This is a genomic window from Paraburkholderia sp. BR10937, from assembly GCF_040965695.1.
Taxonomy (GTDB): Bacteria; Pseudomonadota; Gammaproteobacteria; order Burkholderiales; family Burkholderiaceae; genus Paraburkholderia.
Genome location: NZ_JBFRCL010000031.1, coordinates 90,893 through 105,409, shown reverse-complemented (window position 1 = coordinate 105,409; position 14,517 = coordinate 90,893). Strand labels below are relative to the sequence as shown.

Genomic DNA, 14,517 nt, shown 5'->3' with positions numbered 1-14,517 from the left:
GCATACAGCCCTCACGCTCCTATCCCAGGCCACCCAGAAAGGCCAAACCCCATTTCCACCTCGCCTACAAACTCGCGTGATGCAATCGGGCTTAAGTTGAGAGCATTGCCCCGCACAGGGGCAACGCATGCATACCGACGCAAACACAAGTAAAGGCCAAAAAAAAGAAAAAACCTCAGAACGAGGTCCCAATCTGAAACTGGAACTTCTGATACTGATCACCGGCGTGCCTGACGATTGGGAACCCCAGATCAAGCTTGAGCGGTCCAATCGGCGAGATCCATTCAAGCCCCGCGCCATAGCTATAACGCAAGCCATTCGCCCCGGTGCTGCTGCCTTCGGTACCCCACACATTACCGCCATCCACGAAAGTGAAGACGCGCAGCGTGCGGTCATAACCCGTGCCAGGCAGCGGAAACGTCAGCTCGATATTGCCCACCACCATCTTCGATCCGCCGATGGGATCGTTCGTCGTCGTATCGCGCGGCCCGAGCGAGCCCGACTCGTAACCGCGCACCGACCCGATCCCTCCCGCATAGTAGTTCTTGAAGATCGGATACGGTTTGCCGCCCAGTCCGTTGCCGTAGCCGCCCTGGAAGTTCAGCCCCAGCACGAAGCCGCGCGCAAATGAGTAGTAATACTGCATTTGCGCATCGCCCTTGTAGTACTGCGTGCCCGCCGGCGTGCCGTATTCGGCATTGGCCTGCGCGTAGTAGCCGCGGCTCGGCACCAGTGCGCTGTCGCGGTTGTCGCGCGACCAGCCCACGGTGAGCGGCACCGTGTTCGAGACGCGGCCGAAATCGTTCACGTAGTCCTTATAGGTCTGCGGCGTGTTGGCGTCGACATCGAGGCGGTCCTGCTCGACGCCGAGGCCGAAATACACCATGTCGGTCTCGGAGAACGGAATGCCGAACTTCATATCCGCGCCGTACGAAATGATGCGAAAGCTCGTGTCGTTCGTGCTCGAGTAGTAAAGCGGCTCGGTTGTGCGGTAGTAGACGTCGGTAATGCGCTTGATGCCATCCACCGTGAAATACGGATCGACCTGCGTGACCGAAAGCGTGCGGTATGTCGTGGCCGTATTCACGTTCAGCGAGAGGCTGTTGCCCGAGCCGAATACGTTGTCCTGCGAAATACCCGCCGAGATAATCGGCCCTTCGCCCGAACCATAGCCGAGGCCCAGCGAAAGCGTGCCGGTGGGTTTCTCGGTCACTTTCACGTTCACGTCCACCTCGTCCGGCGTGCCTTCCACTGGCACCGTGGTCACGTCCACGTCGGTGAAGTAGCCAAGGCGGTTGATACGGTCCTTCGAAAGCGCGAGACGGTTCGAATCGAACCACGAGCTTTCGAACTGCCGCATTTCGCGGCGCACGACTTCGTCGCGCGTACGGGTGTTGCCGGTGACATTCACGCGCCGCACGTACACGCGTCGGCTCGGATCGACCTGCAGCGTGAGCGCAACCGTGTGGTCCTTCTGGTCGATTTCCGGCAGTGCGTTCACGGTCGCGAATGCGTAGCCGTATTCGCCGAGCTTGTCGACGATCGCCTTGGTCGTGTCCTTGAGCTTTTGCGCCGAAAAGCGCTGCCCCGGCTTGATGCCCACGAGTTTCTTCAGCTCCGCCTCGCGGTCGAGCAGATTGCCGGCCATCTTCACGCTCGAGATCGTATAGGGCTCGCCCTCGTGAATCCCGATCGTCAGATACATGTCCTTCCTGTCGGGTGACAGCGAAACCTGCGTCGAATCGATATTGAACTCGAGATAGCCGCGGTCGAGATAGTACGAGCGCACGTTATCGAGGTCACCCGTGAGCTTTTCCTTCGAGTACAGGTCGTTCTTCGTGTACCAGGAGAACCAGTTCGGCGTGGAGAGCTGCATTTCATCGAGCAGCGTGCCGCCGCTGAACGTGTTGTTGCCGATGAAATTGATCTGGCGGATCTTCGCGCTCGGCCCCTCGACCACGGAGAACAGCAGCCCGACGCGATTGCGGTCGATCGGCGTGACCGTCGTCGTGACTTCGGCCGCATAGTAGCCGCGCGTGAGGTACTGGCGCTTGAGTTCCTGCTCCGCCTTGTCGACGAGCGCCTTGTCGTAGCTCTGGCCCGGCGAGAGCCCGACCGACTTGAGCGCCTTCGTCAAGTTATCCTTATCGAATTCCTTGATGCCCGCGAAATCGATCGTGCCGATGGCGGCCCGCTCCTGTACCTGCACGATCACGGTGCCGCCCTGCGTGGAAATGCGCACGTCGCTGAAGAGGCTCGTCGCGTATAACGTGCGAATGGCGTCGGACGCCTTGTCGTCGGTAAAGGTCTCGCCCTGCTTGATCGGCAGATAGGCGAACACGGTGCCCGACTCGATGCGCGTCAGACCGTCGATGCGGATGTCCTGGACCACGAAGGGCTCGGTGGCGTGCGCCGCAGCGGTCACGCCGATGCCGAAGCCGGCGAGAGTCAGTGCGCGTGCATAGCGCGCCGTGGTAGTTGATGCCGTCATGCGGGAGGTCGAATGTGAAGCCAACGAAGGAGCCGTGAGAGTGCCGAATGCGCCATGACCGGCGCGAGACGCGCGCGGCCGGCATCCACGGATGCGGGGTGTACAACGGGTGCGCGAGGCGAGGCCGACGCGCCACGCCTATTGCATGCTCGCGCGGCCAGGCAGGCGCATCTTCGCGAGCCCTGTTGCGAGCGAGAGCACCTCGGTCATGTGCACGGCCTGCGCAGGCTGCAGACGAAACGACAGTTCGGCGCCGCCGGGCAGACGAAAACTCACCACGAGATGCTGCACGTCGCCCGACTCGCGGCCAACCTCCCAGGCCTCGCAAGGCATGGTGAATTTCACGCTAGCGGTCTTGTGGCGAATGCGCTCGGAGCGACCAATCGCGTTGGAAAGCGCGGCGAGCAGTTCATGCAGCACCGAGCAATGCAGGGCGACGCTATCGGGCTGATTGCCGTTCACCATCAGGTACTGGCCGTCCGCGGTCAACTCGAAATCGCGCAGGGAATGAATGGCAAGAGCCGGGGACGAGGGCATGTGCGGCGCTCCGTTACAAAAGCATCGGCGGAGTCTAGTGCGCTGGGCGCGGTGTACGCGTTACCCCTGCATTACAGGGATTACTTTCATCAATATTGCGCCGTGGCTGAGTTCAGTCGTTTCGCACGCACCCATTTCTGCGTCACGCCAATACTGTGCGTGCATGCAGCGGCTTTCAATCTCCTCTCGCCTGCACGCTGTCACCGCCATCCGGAAAAATCTTTGGTAACCGTACCGGTTACGTTCGCTTTCTATCGGCAAACACCGCGACGCTCGCCTGCACCGCGAGCGCCTGTAAGGGAAAGCAAGACAAAAGATCGGCGAAGGCACTCGCGCGTTCGATGCGCGCGAGCAGCAGCGCGGCTGCGTCGTCACGCACGCAGCCGTGACGGTCGAGAAATTGGCCCCAAAGCGAAAGCGCACGCAGGCGGGCGACGGGCTGCGCGCTCGCAATATAGGCAGCGGGAAAGATGCGCCGATAAGCGGGCACGTTGTAGAGCCAGGAAGTGCCGTGGACGAGCACGTTGCCCGACGCACGACCGCTTTCGCGCAGTTGCCCGCATAACTGGTCAATCAAGCTCCGCAACTCGCCGTGCCGCTCGGCAAGTTGCCTGGCATCGAGCGGCGACATGCCGTTATCGGTCTGGGTGTTGAAATGCAGACGCACCCCGCCTTGCGGTTCCGGCGCGCACGAGAAGCAGCCAACCGTCTGGGCGACCGCAGGCGCAGCCTGATGCGTTGGGCAGCGCTGCAAGTAACGCCACGTCCACTCGCACTGCTCTGCAACGCTTGCGTGCTCATCGAGACCATCGACATAGGCAGCCCAAAGCGGGTGCGTGCGATCGAAGGTCCGCCCCGCGCCAAAGCGCACATAAAGATTCGTGCAGTCGAGCAACGCCGCCGCGAGCGGGATGTCCGCGAGGCGCGCCGCCGTGCGCGCGAAGCGCACCTGGAGGTCGTAAAACGCGCGTTCGGGTCTCAACGGGCCTCGTCTCCTTCGTCCACGATACAATGCGGCTGCGTCCGATCCGTCCCCCGCTGCCACCTATCCGACATGCAGAATACTACCCGGGCCTTCCTGTTGGGCCCGTTGCTCAAAGGCGTTTCCCGCTCGTTCTACCTCACGATGCGCGTGCTGCCCGCCGGCATGCGCGACCCCGTGGGCGAAGCCTATCTGCTCGCGCGCGCCGCCGACACCATCGCCGACACCGCGCTGATCCCGCCCGGGCGGCGGCTCGCCCTGCTGCTCGCGCTGCGCGAGCGCGTGAACGGCGCGACGAACCATGACACCCTGCTCGCCGATCTCGCAGGCGAGGTTGCGGGCCAGCAAACGCAATCGGACGAAAAGCTGCTGCTCGAATCGCTGGGCGGCGCGCTCGACGTGCTCGCGCAACTCGACGCCGCCGACCGCCGGGCCGTGCGCGGGATCGTCACGACGCTCACCGAAGGCATGGAGTTCGATCTCCGCACGTTCCCCGACGAGCGCTCGGGCCAGGTGGCCGCGCTCAACACGTGGGACGAACTCGACCGCTACACGTATCTCGTGGCGGGCTGCGTGGGCGAGTTCTGGACGAAGATGACCTACATGCACCTGCCCGGCACGCTCGCGCCCTCGCTGGAACAAACCATGTACACGCGCGGCATCCGCTTCGGCAAGGCCTTGCAGATGGTGAACGTGCTGCGGGACTGCGGCAAGGATCTGCGCATCGGCCGCTGCTATCTGCCCGCTTCGATGCTGGCCCAGGCGGGGCTCAGCGCGCAGGGCCTGCTGCAGCCCGGCGCCTCGGCGCGCGCACGGCCGATCATGCTCGAACTCGTGCGCATCGCGCTCGATCATTTCCGCGCGGCCATCGACTATACGTTCGCGCTGCCGCGCCTTTCGGTGCGACTGCGGCTCGCCTGCCTGTGGCCCGTTCTCATCGGCCTCGAAACGCTCGAACGCCTCGTCGACAACGACGACTGGCTCGATCCCGCGAAGACCTCGAAGGTCACGCGCAACGATGTCTATCGCATTCTTGCCTGCTCCACCGCGCTCGCGCCGTCGAATGCGCTGCTCGGCGTCTGGTTCAAGCGGCTCTTCGCGCGCATCGAGGCGCGTATCAAGGCCTAAAAAGTACGGTCGATAAAAAGCGCGCTTCGCAGCGCGCCTTTCGCGACTCGAATCAACGCGACTCAACCTTTCTCTGCACGATACAGCTTGATGATCGCCGAGAAGTCGAGCTTGCCGTCGCCGTGGCTGCTCAGGGCCTGATAGAGCTGCTGCGCAAGCGCCCCCATGTACGCGGGCTGATGCACGCCTTTGGCAGCGTCGGTGGCGAGACCCAGGTCCTTGAGCATGAGGTCGGTGCCGAAGCCGCCCGTGTAGCCGCGCGAAGAAGGCGCCGTCTCGATCACGCCCGGATACGGGTTGTACGTATCCGAACTCCAGCAGCGGCCCGTGGACGTGTTCATGATGCCGCCCAGCACTTTCGGGTCGATGCCGAGCGCCTCGCCCAGCGCCATCGCTTCGGCCACGCCAGCCATCGTGACGCCCAGCACGAGGTTGTTGCAGATCTTCGCCACCTGCCCCGTGCCCGTCTCGCCGCAATGGACGATGTTCTTGCCCATGCCCGAGAGCACCGGCTTCACGCTCTCGTAGTGCGCGGCGCTGCCGCCCACCATGAACGTGAGCGTGCCCGCCGCCGCGCCGCCCGTGCCACCCGACACCGGCGCATCGACGAACGCGTTCCCCTGTGCCTCGGCCAGCGTCGCGAACTCCTTGACGCTCGCGGGATCGATCGTGCTCGAATCGATGATCGTCACGCCCTTCGCGATGCCCGCCAGCACGCCGTCTTCCGCGGTGAGCACGCTGCGCACGTGCGCCGCGGCGGGCAGCATCGTGATGACCCACTCCGCTCCGCTTGCCGCCGCCTTCGCCGATGCGGCCTTCTGCGCGCCGGCCTCGGCGAGCGTTTGCATCGCGCTCGCGCTCAAGTCGAACACCGTCACCGTATGTCCCGCCTTGAGCAGGTTGAGCGCCATCGGCGCGCCCATGTGGCCCAGCCCGACAAATCCGATTTTCATGAGCCTTTCCCCCTTATTGTTCAGTACTCCATGTTGATGGCGGGCAGCGCATCAGCGCAGGCTGATCGTCGTGTTCACGCCGTCGCTCACGGTCGCGTCGTCGAACCAGCGCGCGGTAACCGTCTTGGTCTGCGTGTAGAACTGCACGACCTGCTTGCCGTACGGGCCAAGGTCGCCGAGCTTCGAGCCGCGCGAACCGGTGAAGCTGAAATACGGCACCGGCACCGGAATCGGAATGTTGATGCCGACCTGGCCAATGTCGATCTCGCTCTGGAACTTGCGCGCCGCCGCGCCGCTCTGCGTGAAGAGGCCCACGCCGTTGCCGAACGGATTTGCATTGACGATGGCGATCGCCTCATCGAGCGTCTTCGCCGTGAGCACCACGAGCACCGGCCCGAAGATCTCGTTGGTGTAAATGTCCATGTCGGTCTTCACATTCGTGAACACCGTGGGGCCGACGAAGTTGCCGTTCTCGTAGCCCGCCACCTTCACGTCGCGGCCATCCAGCGCGAGCGTTGCGCCCTGCTTCACGCCCGAGTCGATCAGGCCGAGAATGCGCGTTTTCGCGGCGCGCGAAACGACCGGCCCGACGTCGGTCTTCGCCTCATGGCCCGCATTGACCTTGAGCGTCTTCGCCTTTTCCACCAGCTCGTCCACCCATTGCTGCGCGGCGCCCACGAACACGGCCACCGAAGTCGCCATGCAGCGCTGACCGGCCGCGCCGAACGCCGCGCCGACCAGCGCATTGAGCGCCTGCTCGCGATTCGCATCGGGCAGCACGACAGCGTGGTTCTTCGCGCCCATCATCGACTGCACGCGCTTGCCGTGCTCGCTGCCCAGACGATAGACGTGCGTGCCCACGGCCGTCGAGCCGACGAACGAAATCGCCTTCACGAGGTCGTGCGTGCAGATCGCGTCCACGACTTCCTTGCCGCCGTGCACGACGTTGAGCACGCCCTTGGGAATACCCGCTTCGATGGCGAGTTCGACGAGCTGCATGGTCGAGAGCGGGTCCTGTTCCGAAGGCTTGAGCACGAACGTATTGCCACAAACGATCGCCATCGGGAACATCCACAGCGGAATCATCGCGGGGAAGTTGAACGGCGTGATGCCGGCGCACACGCCTAGCGGCTGCTGCAGCGTATAGGTGTCCACGCCGCCCGCCACGTTCTCGGCGAAGCCGCCTTGCTGCAGCGTGCCGATCGAGCAGGCGTGCTCGACCACTTCGAGGCCGCGGAAAATGTCGCCCTCGGCGTCGGGCAGCGTCTTGCCCTGCTCTGCGGTGAGCGTCTGCGCGATGCGCGGCATATGCTCGCGAATCAAGGCCTGCAGTTTGAGCATGATGCGCAGGCGCGCTCCGAGCGGCGTGTTCTTCCACGTGGCGAACGCGGCGTGCGCGGCCTTCACGGCCCGGTCCACTTCCTCGACGGTCGCGAACGGCACGCGCGCGAGCACTTCCTGCGTGGCCGGATTGACGATGTCGCGCCATTCCTTCGTTCTCGATTCGACGAACTCGCCGTCGATGAGCAGCTTGACGGTCGAAACTTGCGCGTTGGATGCCTGGGTCACTGCGTTCATCGTGAACTCTCCCTGATGGATTCGAACGGGCCGGCCGTGGCCGGATATAGCGAAAGCTGTGGAACCAGCGAAATCTTCAATCGCAGCACGCGCGCAAGCACGCTGTGCAAATGCGTGCGGTCATGTCGAGCGTGCCGGGAATGGAGGTGGGCGAGGTAAAGGAGAGTCCTGCTGAGCGTGGGCGCGCCGCCGCGCATGCCTGCGGCGCCCGCGCTGGGAACGACTGCATTTGCATCGTCTGTCTCCATCCTTGTCTTGCGACCGTGGCTGTTTCAGTCGCCTTCTTCAACGAGTATAGTTATTCGAATATCCACGGCATAGAGATGAAAAAGCCCATCCAATATGCAAAAAAACACAACGAGCAGCATGGAGACACTGAACTGGGACGATCTGCGCTACTTCCTGGAAGTCGCGCGCACGCAGCGTGCGAGCGGCGCCGCGAAACGCCTGGGCGTCGACCACACCACGGTTGCGCGCCGGGTGCGCGAGCTGGAGGCAGCGCTAGGCACCGTCCTGTTCGACAAATCGCGCTCGGGCGGCTTCGTGCTGACGGCCGAAGGCCAGCGCCTGCTGGCCTACGCGGACGCCGTGGAAACCACGGTGCAATCGGCCAGCGAGCAGTTCGCGATCGGCGCGCAGTCGCTCTCGGGCCATGTGCGCGTGGGTTCGACGGAGGGTTTCGGCTGCTTCTTTCTTGCCCCGCAGTTGGCGCGCTTCACGGGCCAGCATCCCGACATGTCGATCGACCTGTTGCCGGTGCCGCATTTCGTGAGCCTTTCGAAGCGCGAGGCCGACCTCGCGATCATGCTGGAGCGCCCCGAGCGCGGACAGTACGTCTACACGAAGCTATGCGACTACCGCTTGCGCCTGTACGGCACGCCGGCCTATCTCGAGCGCCACGCGCGCATACGCACGCCCGCCGACCTGCGCAATCACGCCTTCATCAGCTATGTCGCCGATCTGGCGTTCAGCCATGAGCTGCTCTACCTCGAACGCACGGCGCCGAACGTGACCGCGAACCTGTGCAGCACCAGCGTGATCGCGCAATACCATGCTGCGCTGCAGGGCAGCGCGCTCGCGATCCTGCCTTGCTTCATGGCCGAGCCCGACCCGCGCCTCGTGCCGATCCTGCCCGACGAAGTCGTGGTGACGCGGCGCTTCTGGCTGTGCAGCCGCGAGGACCTGCGCAAGTTGCGACGCATCACGTCGCTATGGGACTACCTGCGCGCGGCCGCCGACGCCAATCGCCCGCTGCTGATGGGCGAATCGCCGGAAATGCATTACGTCGAGCCGTAAGCGCAGCGCGCTTAACGCATAACGCTTCACCGTTTCGCCAGGCAATAAAAAAGCCGCACATGCAGTCCACGAACGGGACTGCATGTGCGGCCTTCAGGAAGCAAGACACCCGCTCCGGCGTCGCCCGCACCTCGCAGGACGATGGGCGCGCGCCGGCTAGCCGATGCTCAGGTCCCAACCGGGCGGATGGTCAGCGCGTTGCGCACCGACGTCACGCCTTCGACGCCCTTGGCGACATCGCCAGCGCGCTGGATCTGCGACTGCTCGGGCACGGTGCCTTGCAGCGTCACGGCGCCGTCTTTCGCACGCACGGTGATGTTGGAGACGCTCACGTTCTTGTCACGCGCGAGGGCCGCACGGACCTTGCGGCCGAGCGCACGGTTCGCTGCGCGTGCCTGACGCAGTGCTGCCTTCGATTGATTGACGTTGTGCTGGGCTGCGGCCGTCGGACCGCTGGCAGGGGCTTCTGCGGCCGCCGGGGCCGACGCGTCCTGCGCGTAGACCTGGAACGAGGCCGCCACGAGTGCCGTGGCTGCGGCAAGCTTGAACATCTGAATAGCCTTCATGCAGTTTCTCCTGTTGTCAGTCTTATTGCAGGCCCAGGAATGGGCCGTTAACTACACCATTGACTACAAAACATTCACGCGCCAAACGGCGATGGGGAGTAACAATACCGCAACTATTTCATTCTTGACACGAAGCGTGCCCAACCTGTGATTCCACGCCACACTTCCTGGCGCTTTCCGCAGACAAATACCGTTGATTGTCCAAATAGTGAAGCCATTGCGCAAGACGGCAATTGAATCGCTTCACAAGCCCGTTTTACGGCCATTCACCGGCGTTTCACTGCCGTTCATAAACGTCCGGTGCCATGCTTTCAGCCATGATCCGCTCTGGTGCATGCGATATGGATATATGACTAATCACGTAAATCCAGAGCGGGATTGAGCCGCTTTATTCAAACAGCAACGCACATCACGCAAGTAGCGTTGACAATACGGTCGGCGGTTAACCCGAATACCCATTGCGCAATACGGGAGGCCGGCATCAATTGGCCAATTGCGCCTTTATCCATCGATAGAACTGCTGGATCGCAGCCTCGCGCGGATGCCCTTCGCGCCACGTGAAGTAATAGTCGAGCGAAGCCGGAATGCGGACCTGCCCCAACTGCACCAGCTCGCCGCGTTCCATGAATCCGCGCGCGAGCTGCAGGCGGGCCGTGGCCACCCCTTGCCCAGCCACCGTTGCCTGCAGCAGCAGGCCCGCGTCGTCGAACACCGGTCCGCGCTCCGGTTCGTCGCCGGCCACGCCCGCCGCTTCGAAGAAGTCGCGCCATGAGCGGCGTGAAAAACGCAGGAGCGGCATGCTCGCGAGATCTTCCATGCGAAAGGCGGGATGGCGTGCGAGCAAGGCCGGACTGCACACCGCAACGACCTGGTCGTCCAGCAGCTTGCGGATCTGGAAGCCGGGCTCGTCGACGCGCCGATGCCAGATGCCGATGTCGAAGGGATAGGGATCGGGCGGCGTCACGTCGGCGTGCATGCGCAACGAGAGATCGACCATCGGATGGCGGTCGTAGAAGTCGCCCAGGCGCGGAATCAGCCAGACAGAAGCGAAATCGGACATCACGCTCAGTTCGAGCCGCGTGACGCCGCTCACGCCGGGGCGCGTGGCGTCGAGCGCTTCGCGCAGGTCGTCCAGACTGCGGCGCACGCGCTCCGCCAGCTGTGCGCCCGCCGCCGTGGGGATCATGCGGCTGCCCGCGCGGCGGAACAGCTCGACGCCCAGTTCCGTTTCGAGCGCGCGCAGGTGATGGCTCACGGCGCTGTGCGTCAAATGTAATTCTTCCGCGGCACGGCTGAAACTGCGCCGACGCGCAGCGGCTTCAAGGGCGCGCAGCGCCTGCAAAGGTGGGAGAGGTCGAGCCATGACGTCAAATTCTACTCACAATGCCGTCTGAAATCTCTCGCTGGCCTCACACACGGCAATCGCCAATAATCGACAGCCAGGCATTCAATCCGCTTTCGCCCCCGACATGACCTCACTCAGACTGCGCGTCTTCACCGTATTCGCGCTCGGCTACTTCATTTCGTACCTGTTTCGCGGCGTCAATCTCGGCTTCGCGCCGTTTCTCTCGCGTGAAATGGGCTTCACGGCAACCGATCTCGGCACGCTCACGAGCCTTTATTTTCTCGGCTTCGCGGGCGCGCAGATTCCGGGCGGCGTGCTGCTCGACCATTACGGCCCGCGCCGCGTCACCGCGTGCGTCATGCTCGTGGCGGCGGCGGGTGCGTTGATCTTCGGCGTCTCGCACAACATGGCCGCGATGATGGTGGGCCGGCTGCTGATCGGCGTGGGCGTGTCGGTCTGCCTGGGCGGCGCGTTCAAGGCTACGGCGCAGCACTTTCCCGTCGCGCAGCTCACGCTCGTGAACGGCCTCGTGATGGCCGTGGGCGGCCTGGGCGGCGTGGCCGTGGGCGCCCCGCTCTCGTGGCTGCTCTCGATCGCGCCCTGGCGCGCGGTGAGCCTCGGGCTCGCGGCGCTCACGGTGCTCGTGGCCGCCATCATCTTGACTGGCGGGCCGCGCACGCGCGACACGCACCACCAGGCGAGCGTGCTCGAGCAGTTCAAGGGCACCGCGCACATCCTGTGCAGCCATGCATTCTGGAAGACCGCGACGTTCTCGGGCCTCACCCAGGCCGTGTTCTACGCCATGCAGTCGTTGTGGGTCGGCGCGTTCCTGCGCGACGTCGTGCCGGCCGGCACCGCCGATGTCGGTGCGCGCGCGGCTTCGCTCGTTTCCGTGCTGGGCGGCGCATTCATCATCGGCAACATCGGCTTTGGCGCGCTCGCACGCAGCTTCGAGCGGCGCGGCGTAAGCGTCCAGCTCTTTTCCGGCGTCACGATGCTTGTGTTCGTGCTCGTGCAAGCCTTGCTCGCCGCGCGCGTGCCGCTTCCCGCGTCCCTGCTTTGGGCGGCTTACGGCGCGTTCGGCGGCACCGGCATCCTCACGTATGCCGTGCTCGCCGAATATTTCCCGCCGCGCCTGATTGGCCGAGTGAACACCACGTTTACGCTCGTCATCTTCATCGGCATCTTCCTTCTGCAGATCGCGATCGGCGCCGCGCTCGCACACTGGCCCGCACTCGACGGCCACTACCCCGCGGTCGCGCATCAGACCGTGTGGACTGTCCTCGTCGGGCTGCAAGTGCTCTGCGCCGTGTGGTACTTCACGCCGTCGCGGCGTGTCGCTGCACCGCGCCACGCAGTCGAAACACATTAAGGCGCATTTTACGCACCGCACCGCGCCCGACGCGCGGTGCGGCTTTGCGCTTCTGCTCACATCGATAGCACGATTTCTTCCTTCGGCACGGGCTTCGCTCCACTATCATGAATGCGCCCTGCCGTTCACTTTCCCCATAAAACGCAGCGCCTTTGCCGAGAAATGCAAATCTCGAATCATTGGTTGTCCTGATCGGCATACCCGGAAAAGAATGACCCAACAGCAACGACAGCGACGCAAGCTCGCCAGTCCGCGCACCCCGTTTCGTCACTCAAATCCGACCTGCCCATGCGTTCACATCGCGTTTTGCAATATCTGCCCCGGTTTCTGATTTATGCAGCGCTTGCGCTCATCTCACTACATGCCGCGGCCGGGAAGCCCGCCGTGATCCGCATCGGCGTCGCGCAGCAAGGCGCTGGCGACCCGCCCACGTTCGGCGGCTCGACCGCCGCCACGGTGCGCGGCCAGCAGTTGCTCGAAAAAGAATTCGCCGCGGACGGCATCAAGGTCGAATGGCTCTTCTTCAAGGGCGCGGGCCCAGCAGTGAACGAAGCCATTGCCGACAATGCACTCGACTTCGCGTATCAAGGCGACCTGCCCTCGGTGCTCGCGCGCGCCAACGGTCTCAAGACCCGCATCCTGCTGGAGTCGGGCGTGCGTTCCGGCGTGAAGGTGGGTGTGCCCGCCGATTCCGACATCAAATCGATCAAGGACCTCAAGGACCGGCGCGTCGCCATTTTTCGCGGCACGAATCTGCAACTCGTGGCCGACAACGCGCTCGCTGAGAACCAGCTCGACGAGCGCGCGCTACGCGTGATCAATCTCGACACCGCAAGCTCGCTCGCGGCGCTCGCATCGAAGGGCATCGACGCCTCGGTGAACGACTATCACCTTTACCGGCTGCGCGATCAGGGGCTCGCGCGCATCGTCTACGAATCGCAGCATGATGGCCCGCAATTGACGCGCCAGGCGCATCTGCTCGTGCTCGACGGCTTCGAGAAGGCGCACCCCGACATCGTGCAGCGCGTGGTCGATGTCTTCGTGCGAGCGGCGCAATGGTCGTCCGATGAAGCCAACCGCGACGCGCTCTTCAAGCTCTGGGCCAAAAGCGGCGTGAGCTATTCGTCCTGGCAAGCCGAATTCGGCGAGCAGCCGCTGAAGTACCGCAATTCGCCGCTGATCGATCCGTTCATCGTGGCGCGCTACAAAGCCGTTGCACAGGACGCGCTGCGCCTGAAGCTGATCCGCCAGCCCGTGGACGTCGATTCGTGGTTCGAGCCGCGCTATCTCGACAACGCGCTGCGCGCGCAAAAGCTCGAACACTACTGGACCCGCTACGACGCCGCCGGCAAGCCGCTTGGTTGAGCACGCGAGAGGAGCCGCATCATGAGGGAAACCGCGCTCACGATTGCTTCGGACACGTCGCGTGCCGCAGCATCACGTATCGACATGACAGGCGCGCAAGTGCGCTGGCGCAGCGTACTGCGCACCTGCGCGTGGCATCTCGCGCCCTGGCTGCTGCCTGCAATGCTTTATCTGCTGTGGAGCGTCGGCTGCGCGCGGGGCTGGATCGCGCCGCAAATCCTGCCTGCGCCGCAGCGCGTGTATGAAACCTTCGTCGACCTCGCCCAGAGCGGCGAGCTGGCGCGCAATACGCTGATCAGCCTGCAACGCGTGCTGCTCGGCTTCGCCGGCGGCACCGCGCTCGGCTTCCTGATCGGCAGCGCGCTCGGGCTCTCCCGCACGCTCGAAGCGTGGGTGCTGCCCAGCTTCAACGCGATCGTGCAGATTCCCGTGCTCGGCTGGCTGCCGTTTCTGCTGTTGCTCGTCGGCGTGGGCGAGCCGCTCAAGTATCTGCTCATCGCTCACGCGGCGCTCGTGCCCGTCACGCTCAGCACCATGCAGGGCTTTCGGCAGACGCCCGCCGCACTGGACGAAGTCGCGCGCGTGTTCGCCTACACTCGCTGGCAACGCATCGTGAGGCTCGTGCTGCCCGCGGCGGTTCCGACGCTCGCCACCGGCGTGCGCCTTGCCTTCACGAAGGCGTGGCTCGCGCTCGTCGTGGTCGAGCTCGTGGCGTCCTCAGAGGGACTCGGCTATCTGATCGTGTATGGCCGCCAGCTCTTTCAGCTCGATCTCGTGATGGCGTCGGTGGTCGTGGTGGGGGCGGTCGGCCTCGTCATCAATCGTCTGCTCGATGTGCTCGAGCGGCGTTTGCGGCGCGGCACGCCCTCGGCGTTTCGCGTCTGACGACGCGCGATTGCCGTCA

The 14,517-nt window shown here is 64.1% G+C and carries 12 protein-coding genes; 5 read left to right on the top strand and 7 right to left on the bottom strand.

Going from position 1 to position 14,517, the window contains the following annotated elements:
- Positions 1-175: 175 nt before the first annotated feature.
- From bamA to AB4Y44_RS24780, 3 genes are all read right to left on the bottom strand, one after another.
- Entirely contained in the window at positions 176-2,491 is a 2,316-nt protein-coding gene (gene bamA, locus AB4Y44_RS24790) for an outer membrane protein assembly factor BamA (RefSeq protein WP_368701153.1), read from the bottom strand.
- Positions 2,492-2,629: 138 nt separating this feature from the next.
- Positions 2,630-3,028: a hypothetical protein gene (locus AB4Y44_RS24785; RefSeq protein WP_342923794.1), complete on the bottom strand. Its 399-nt coding sequence runs from the start codon at positions 3,026-3,028 to the stop codon at positions 2,630-2,632.
- Between the two features lie 238 nt (positions 3,029-3,266).
- Positions 3,267-4,010: a hypothetical protein gene (locus tag AB4Y44_RS24780; protein ID WP_368701152.1), complete on the bottom strand. Its 744-nt coding sequence runs from the start codon at positions 4,008-4,010 to the stop codon at positions 3,267-3,269.
- Between the two features lie 72 nt (positions 4,011-4,082).
- Here AB4Y44_RS24780 and AB4Y44_RS24775 point away from each other — a divergent pair, with 72 nt between their 5' ends.
- Entirely contained in the window at positions 4,083-5,138 is a 1,056-nt protein-coding gene (locus tag AB4Y44_RS24775; RefSeq protein WP_342923796.1) for a phytoene/squalene synthase family protein, read from the top strand.
- Between the two features lie 62 nt (positions 5,139-5,200).
- On the opposite strand, the gene mmsB is transcribed toward AB4Y44_RS24775, so the two are convergent.
- A complete protein-coding gene (gene mmsB / locus AB4Y44_RS24770; RefSeq protein ID WP_342923797.1) occupies positions 5,201-6,091 on the bottom strand; it encodes a 3-hydroxyisobutyrate dehydrogenase in 891 nt (296 codons plus the stop codon).
- Positions 6,092-6,142: 51 nt separating this feature from the next.
- Positions 6,143-7,669, bottom strand: a complete 1,527-nt coding sequence (locus AB4Y44_RS24765; RefSeq protein WP_368701151.1) for a CoA-acylating methylmalonate-semialdehyde dehydrogenase — start codon at positions 7,667-7,669, stop codon at positions 6,143-6,145.
- 342 nt (positions 7,670-8,011) lie between these two features.
- Here AB4Y44_RS24765 and AB4Y44_RS24760 point away from each other — a divergent pair, with 342 nt between their 5' ends.
- On the top strand, positions 8,012-8,965 hold the full coding sequence (locus AB4Y44_RS24760; RefSeq protein WP_342923799.1) for a LysR family transcriptional regulator: 954 nt from the start codon (positions 8,012-8,014) through the stop codon (positions 8,963-8,965).
- Positions 8,966-9,132: 167 nt separating this feature from the next.
- Here the strand turns inward: AB4Y44_RS24760 and AB4Y44_RS24755 are convergent, their stop codons facing one another.
- Entirely contained in the window at positions 9,133-9,531 is a 399-nt protein-coding gene (locus tag AB4Y44_RS24755) for a BON domain-containing protein (RefSeq protein ID WP_133184777.1), read from the bottom strand.
- A gap of 481 nt (positions 9,532-10,012) precedes the next feature.
- Positions 10,013-10,894: a LysR substrate-binding domain-containing protein gene (locus AB4Y44_RS24750; RefSeq protein ID WP_342923800.1), complete on the bottom strand. Its 882-nt coding sequence runs from the start codon at positions 10,892-10,894 to the stop codon at positions 10,013-10,015.
- Positions 10,895-11,000: 106 nt separating this feature from the next.
- Here AB4Y44_RS24750 and AB4Y44_RS24745 point away from each other — a divergent pair, with 106 nt between their 5' ends.
- The 3 genes from AB4Y44_RS24745 to AB4Y44_RS24735 all read left to right on the top strand — a co-directional run bounded on the left by AB4Y44_RS24745 (position 11,001) and on the right by AB4Y44_RS24735 (position 14,498).
- Positions 11,001-12,248 carry an MFS transporter gene (locus tag AB4Y44_RS24745; RefSeq protein ID WP_368701150.1) on the top strand — a complete coding sequence of 416 codons (1,248 nt, stop codon included), beginning with the start codon at positions 11,001-11,003 and terminating at the stop codon, positions 12,246-12,248.
- Positions 12,249-12,536: 288 nt separating this feature from the next.
- Positions 12,537-13,613, top strand: coding sequence for an ABC transporter substrate-binding protein (locus AB4Y44_RS24740; protein ID WP_368701149.1), 1,077 nt, complete (start codon positions 12,537-12,539; stop codon positions 13,611-13,613).
- Between the two features lie 84 nt (positions 13,614-13,697).
- Positions 13,698-14,498 carry an ABC transporter permease gene (locus tag AB4Y44_RS24735; protein WP_368701157.1) on the top strand — a complete coding sequence of 267 codons (801 nt, stop codon included), beginning with the start codon at positions 13,698-13,700 and terminating at the stop codon, positions 14,496-14,498.
- The last annotated feature ends 19 nt before the right edge of the window (positions 14,499-14,517 follow it).

Excerpts from the sequence above, each read along its gene's own strand:
- bamA (WP_368701153.1), bottom strand. The coding sequence starts at position 2,491 with ATGACGGCATCAACTACCACGGCGCGCTATGCACGCGCACTGACTCTC.
- AB4Y44_RS24785 (WP_342923794.1), bottom strand. The coding sequence starts at position 3,028 with ATGCCCTCGTCCCCGGCTCTTGCCATTCATTCCCTGCGCGATTTCGAG.
- AB4Y44_RS24775 (WP_342923796.1), top strand. The coding sequence starts at position 4,083 with ATGCAGAATACTACCCGGGCCTTCCTGTTGGGCCCGTTGCTCAAAGGC.
- mmsB (WP_342923797.1), bottom strand. The coding sequence starts at position 6,091 with ATGAAAATCGGATTTGTCGGGCTGGGCCACATGGGCGCGCCGATGGCG.
- AB4Y44_RS24765 (WP_368701151.1), bottom strand. The coding sequence starts at position 7,669 with ATGAACGCAGTGACCCAGGCATCCAACGCGCAAGTTTCGACCGTCAAG.
- AB4Y44_RS24760 (WP_342923799.1), top strand. The coding sequence starts at position 8,012 with ATGCAAAAAAACACAACGAGCAGCATGGAGACACTGAACTGGGACGAT.
- AB4Y44_RS24755 (WP_133184777.1), bottom strand. The coding sequence starts at position 9,531 with ATGAAGGCTATTCAGATGTTCAAGCTTGCCGCAGCCACGGCACTCGTG.
- AB4Y44_RS24750 (WP_342923800.1), bottom strand. The coding sequence starts at position 10,894 with ATGGCTCGACCTCTCCCACCTTTGCAGGCGCTGCGCGCCCTTGAAGCC.
- AB4Y44_RS24745 (WP_368701150.1), top strand. The coding sequence starts at position 11,001 with ATGACCTCACTCAGACTGCGCGTCTTCACCGTATTCGCGCTCGGCTAC.
- AB4Y44_RS24740 (WP_368701149.1), top strand. The coding sequence starts at position 12,537 with ATGCGTTCACATCGCGTTTTGCAATATCTGCCCCGGTTTCTGATTTAT.
- AB4Y44_RS24735 (WP_368701157.1), top strand. The coding sequence starts at position 13,698 with ATGACAGGCGCGCAAGTGCGCTGGCGCAGCGTACTGCGCACCTGCGCG.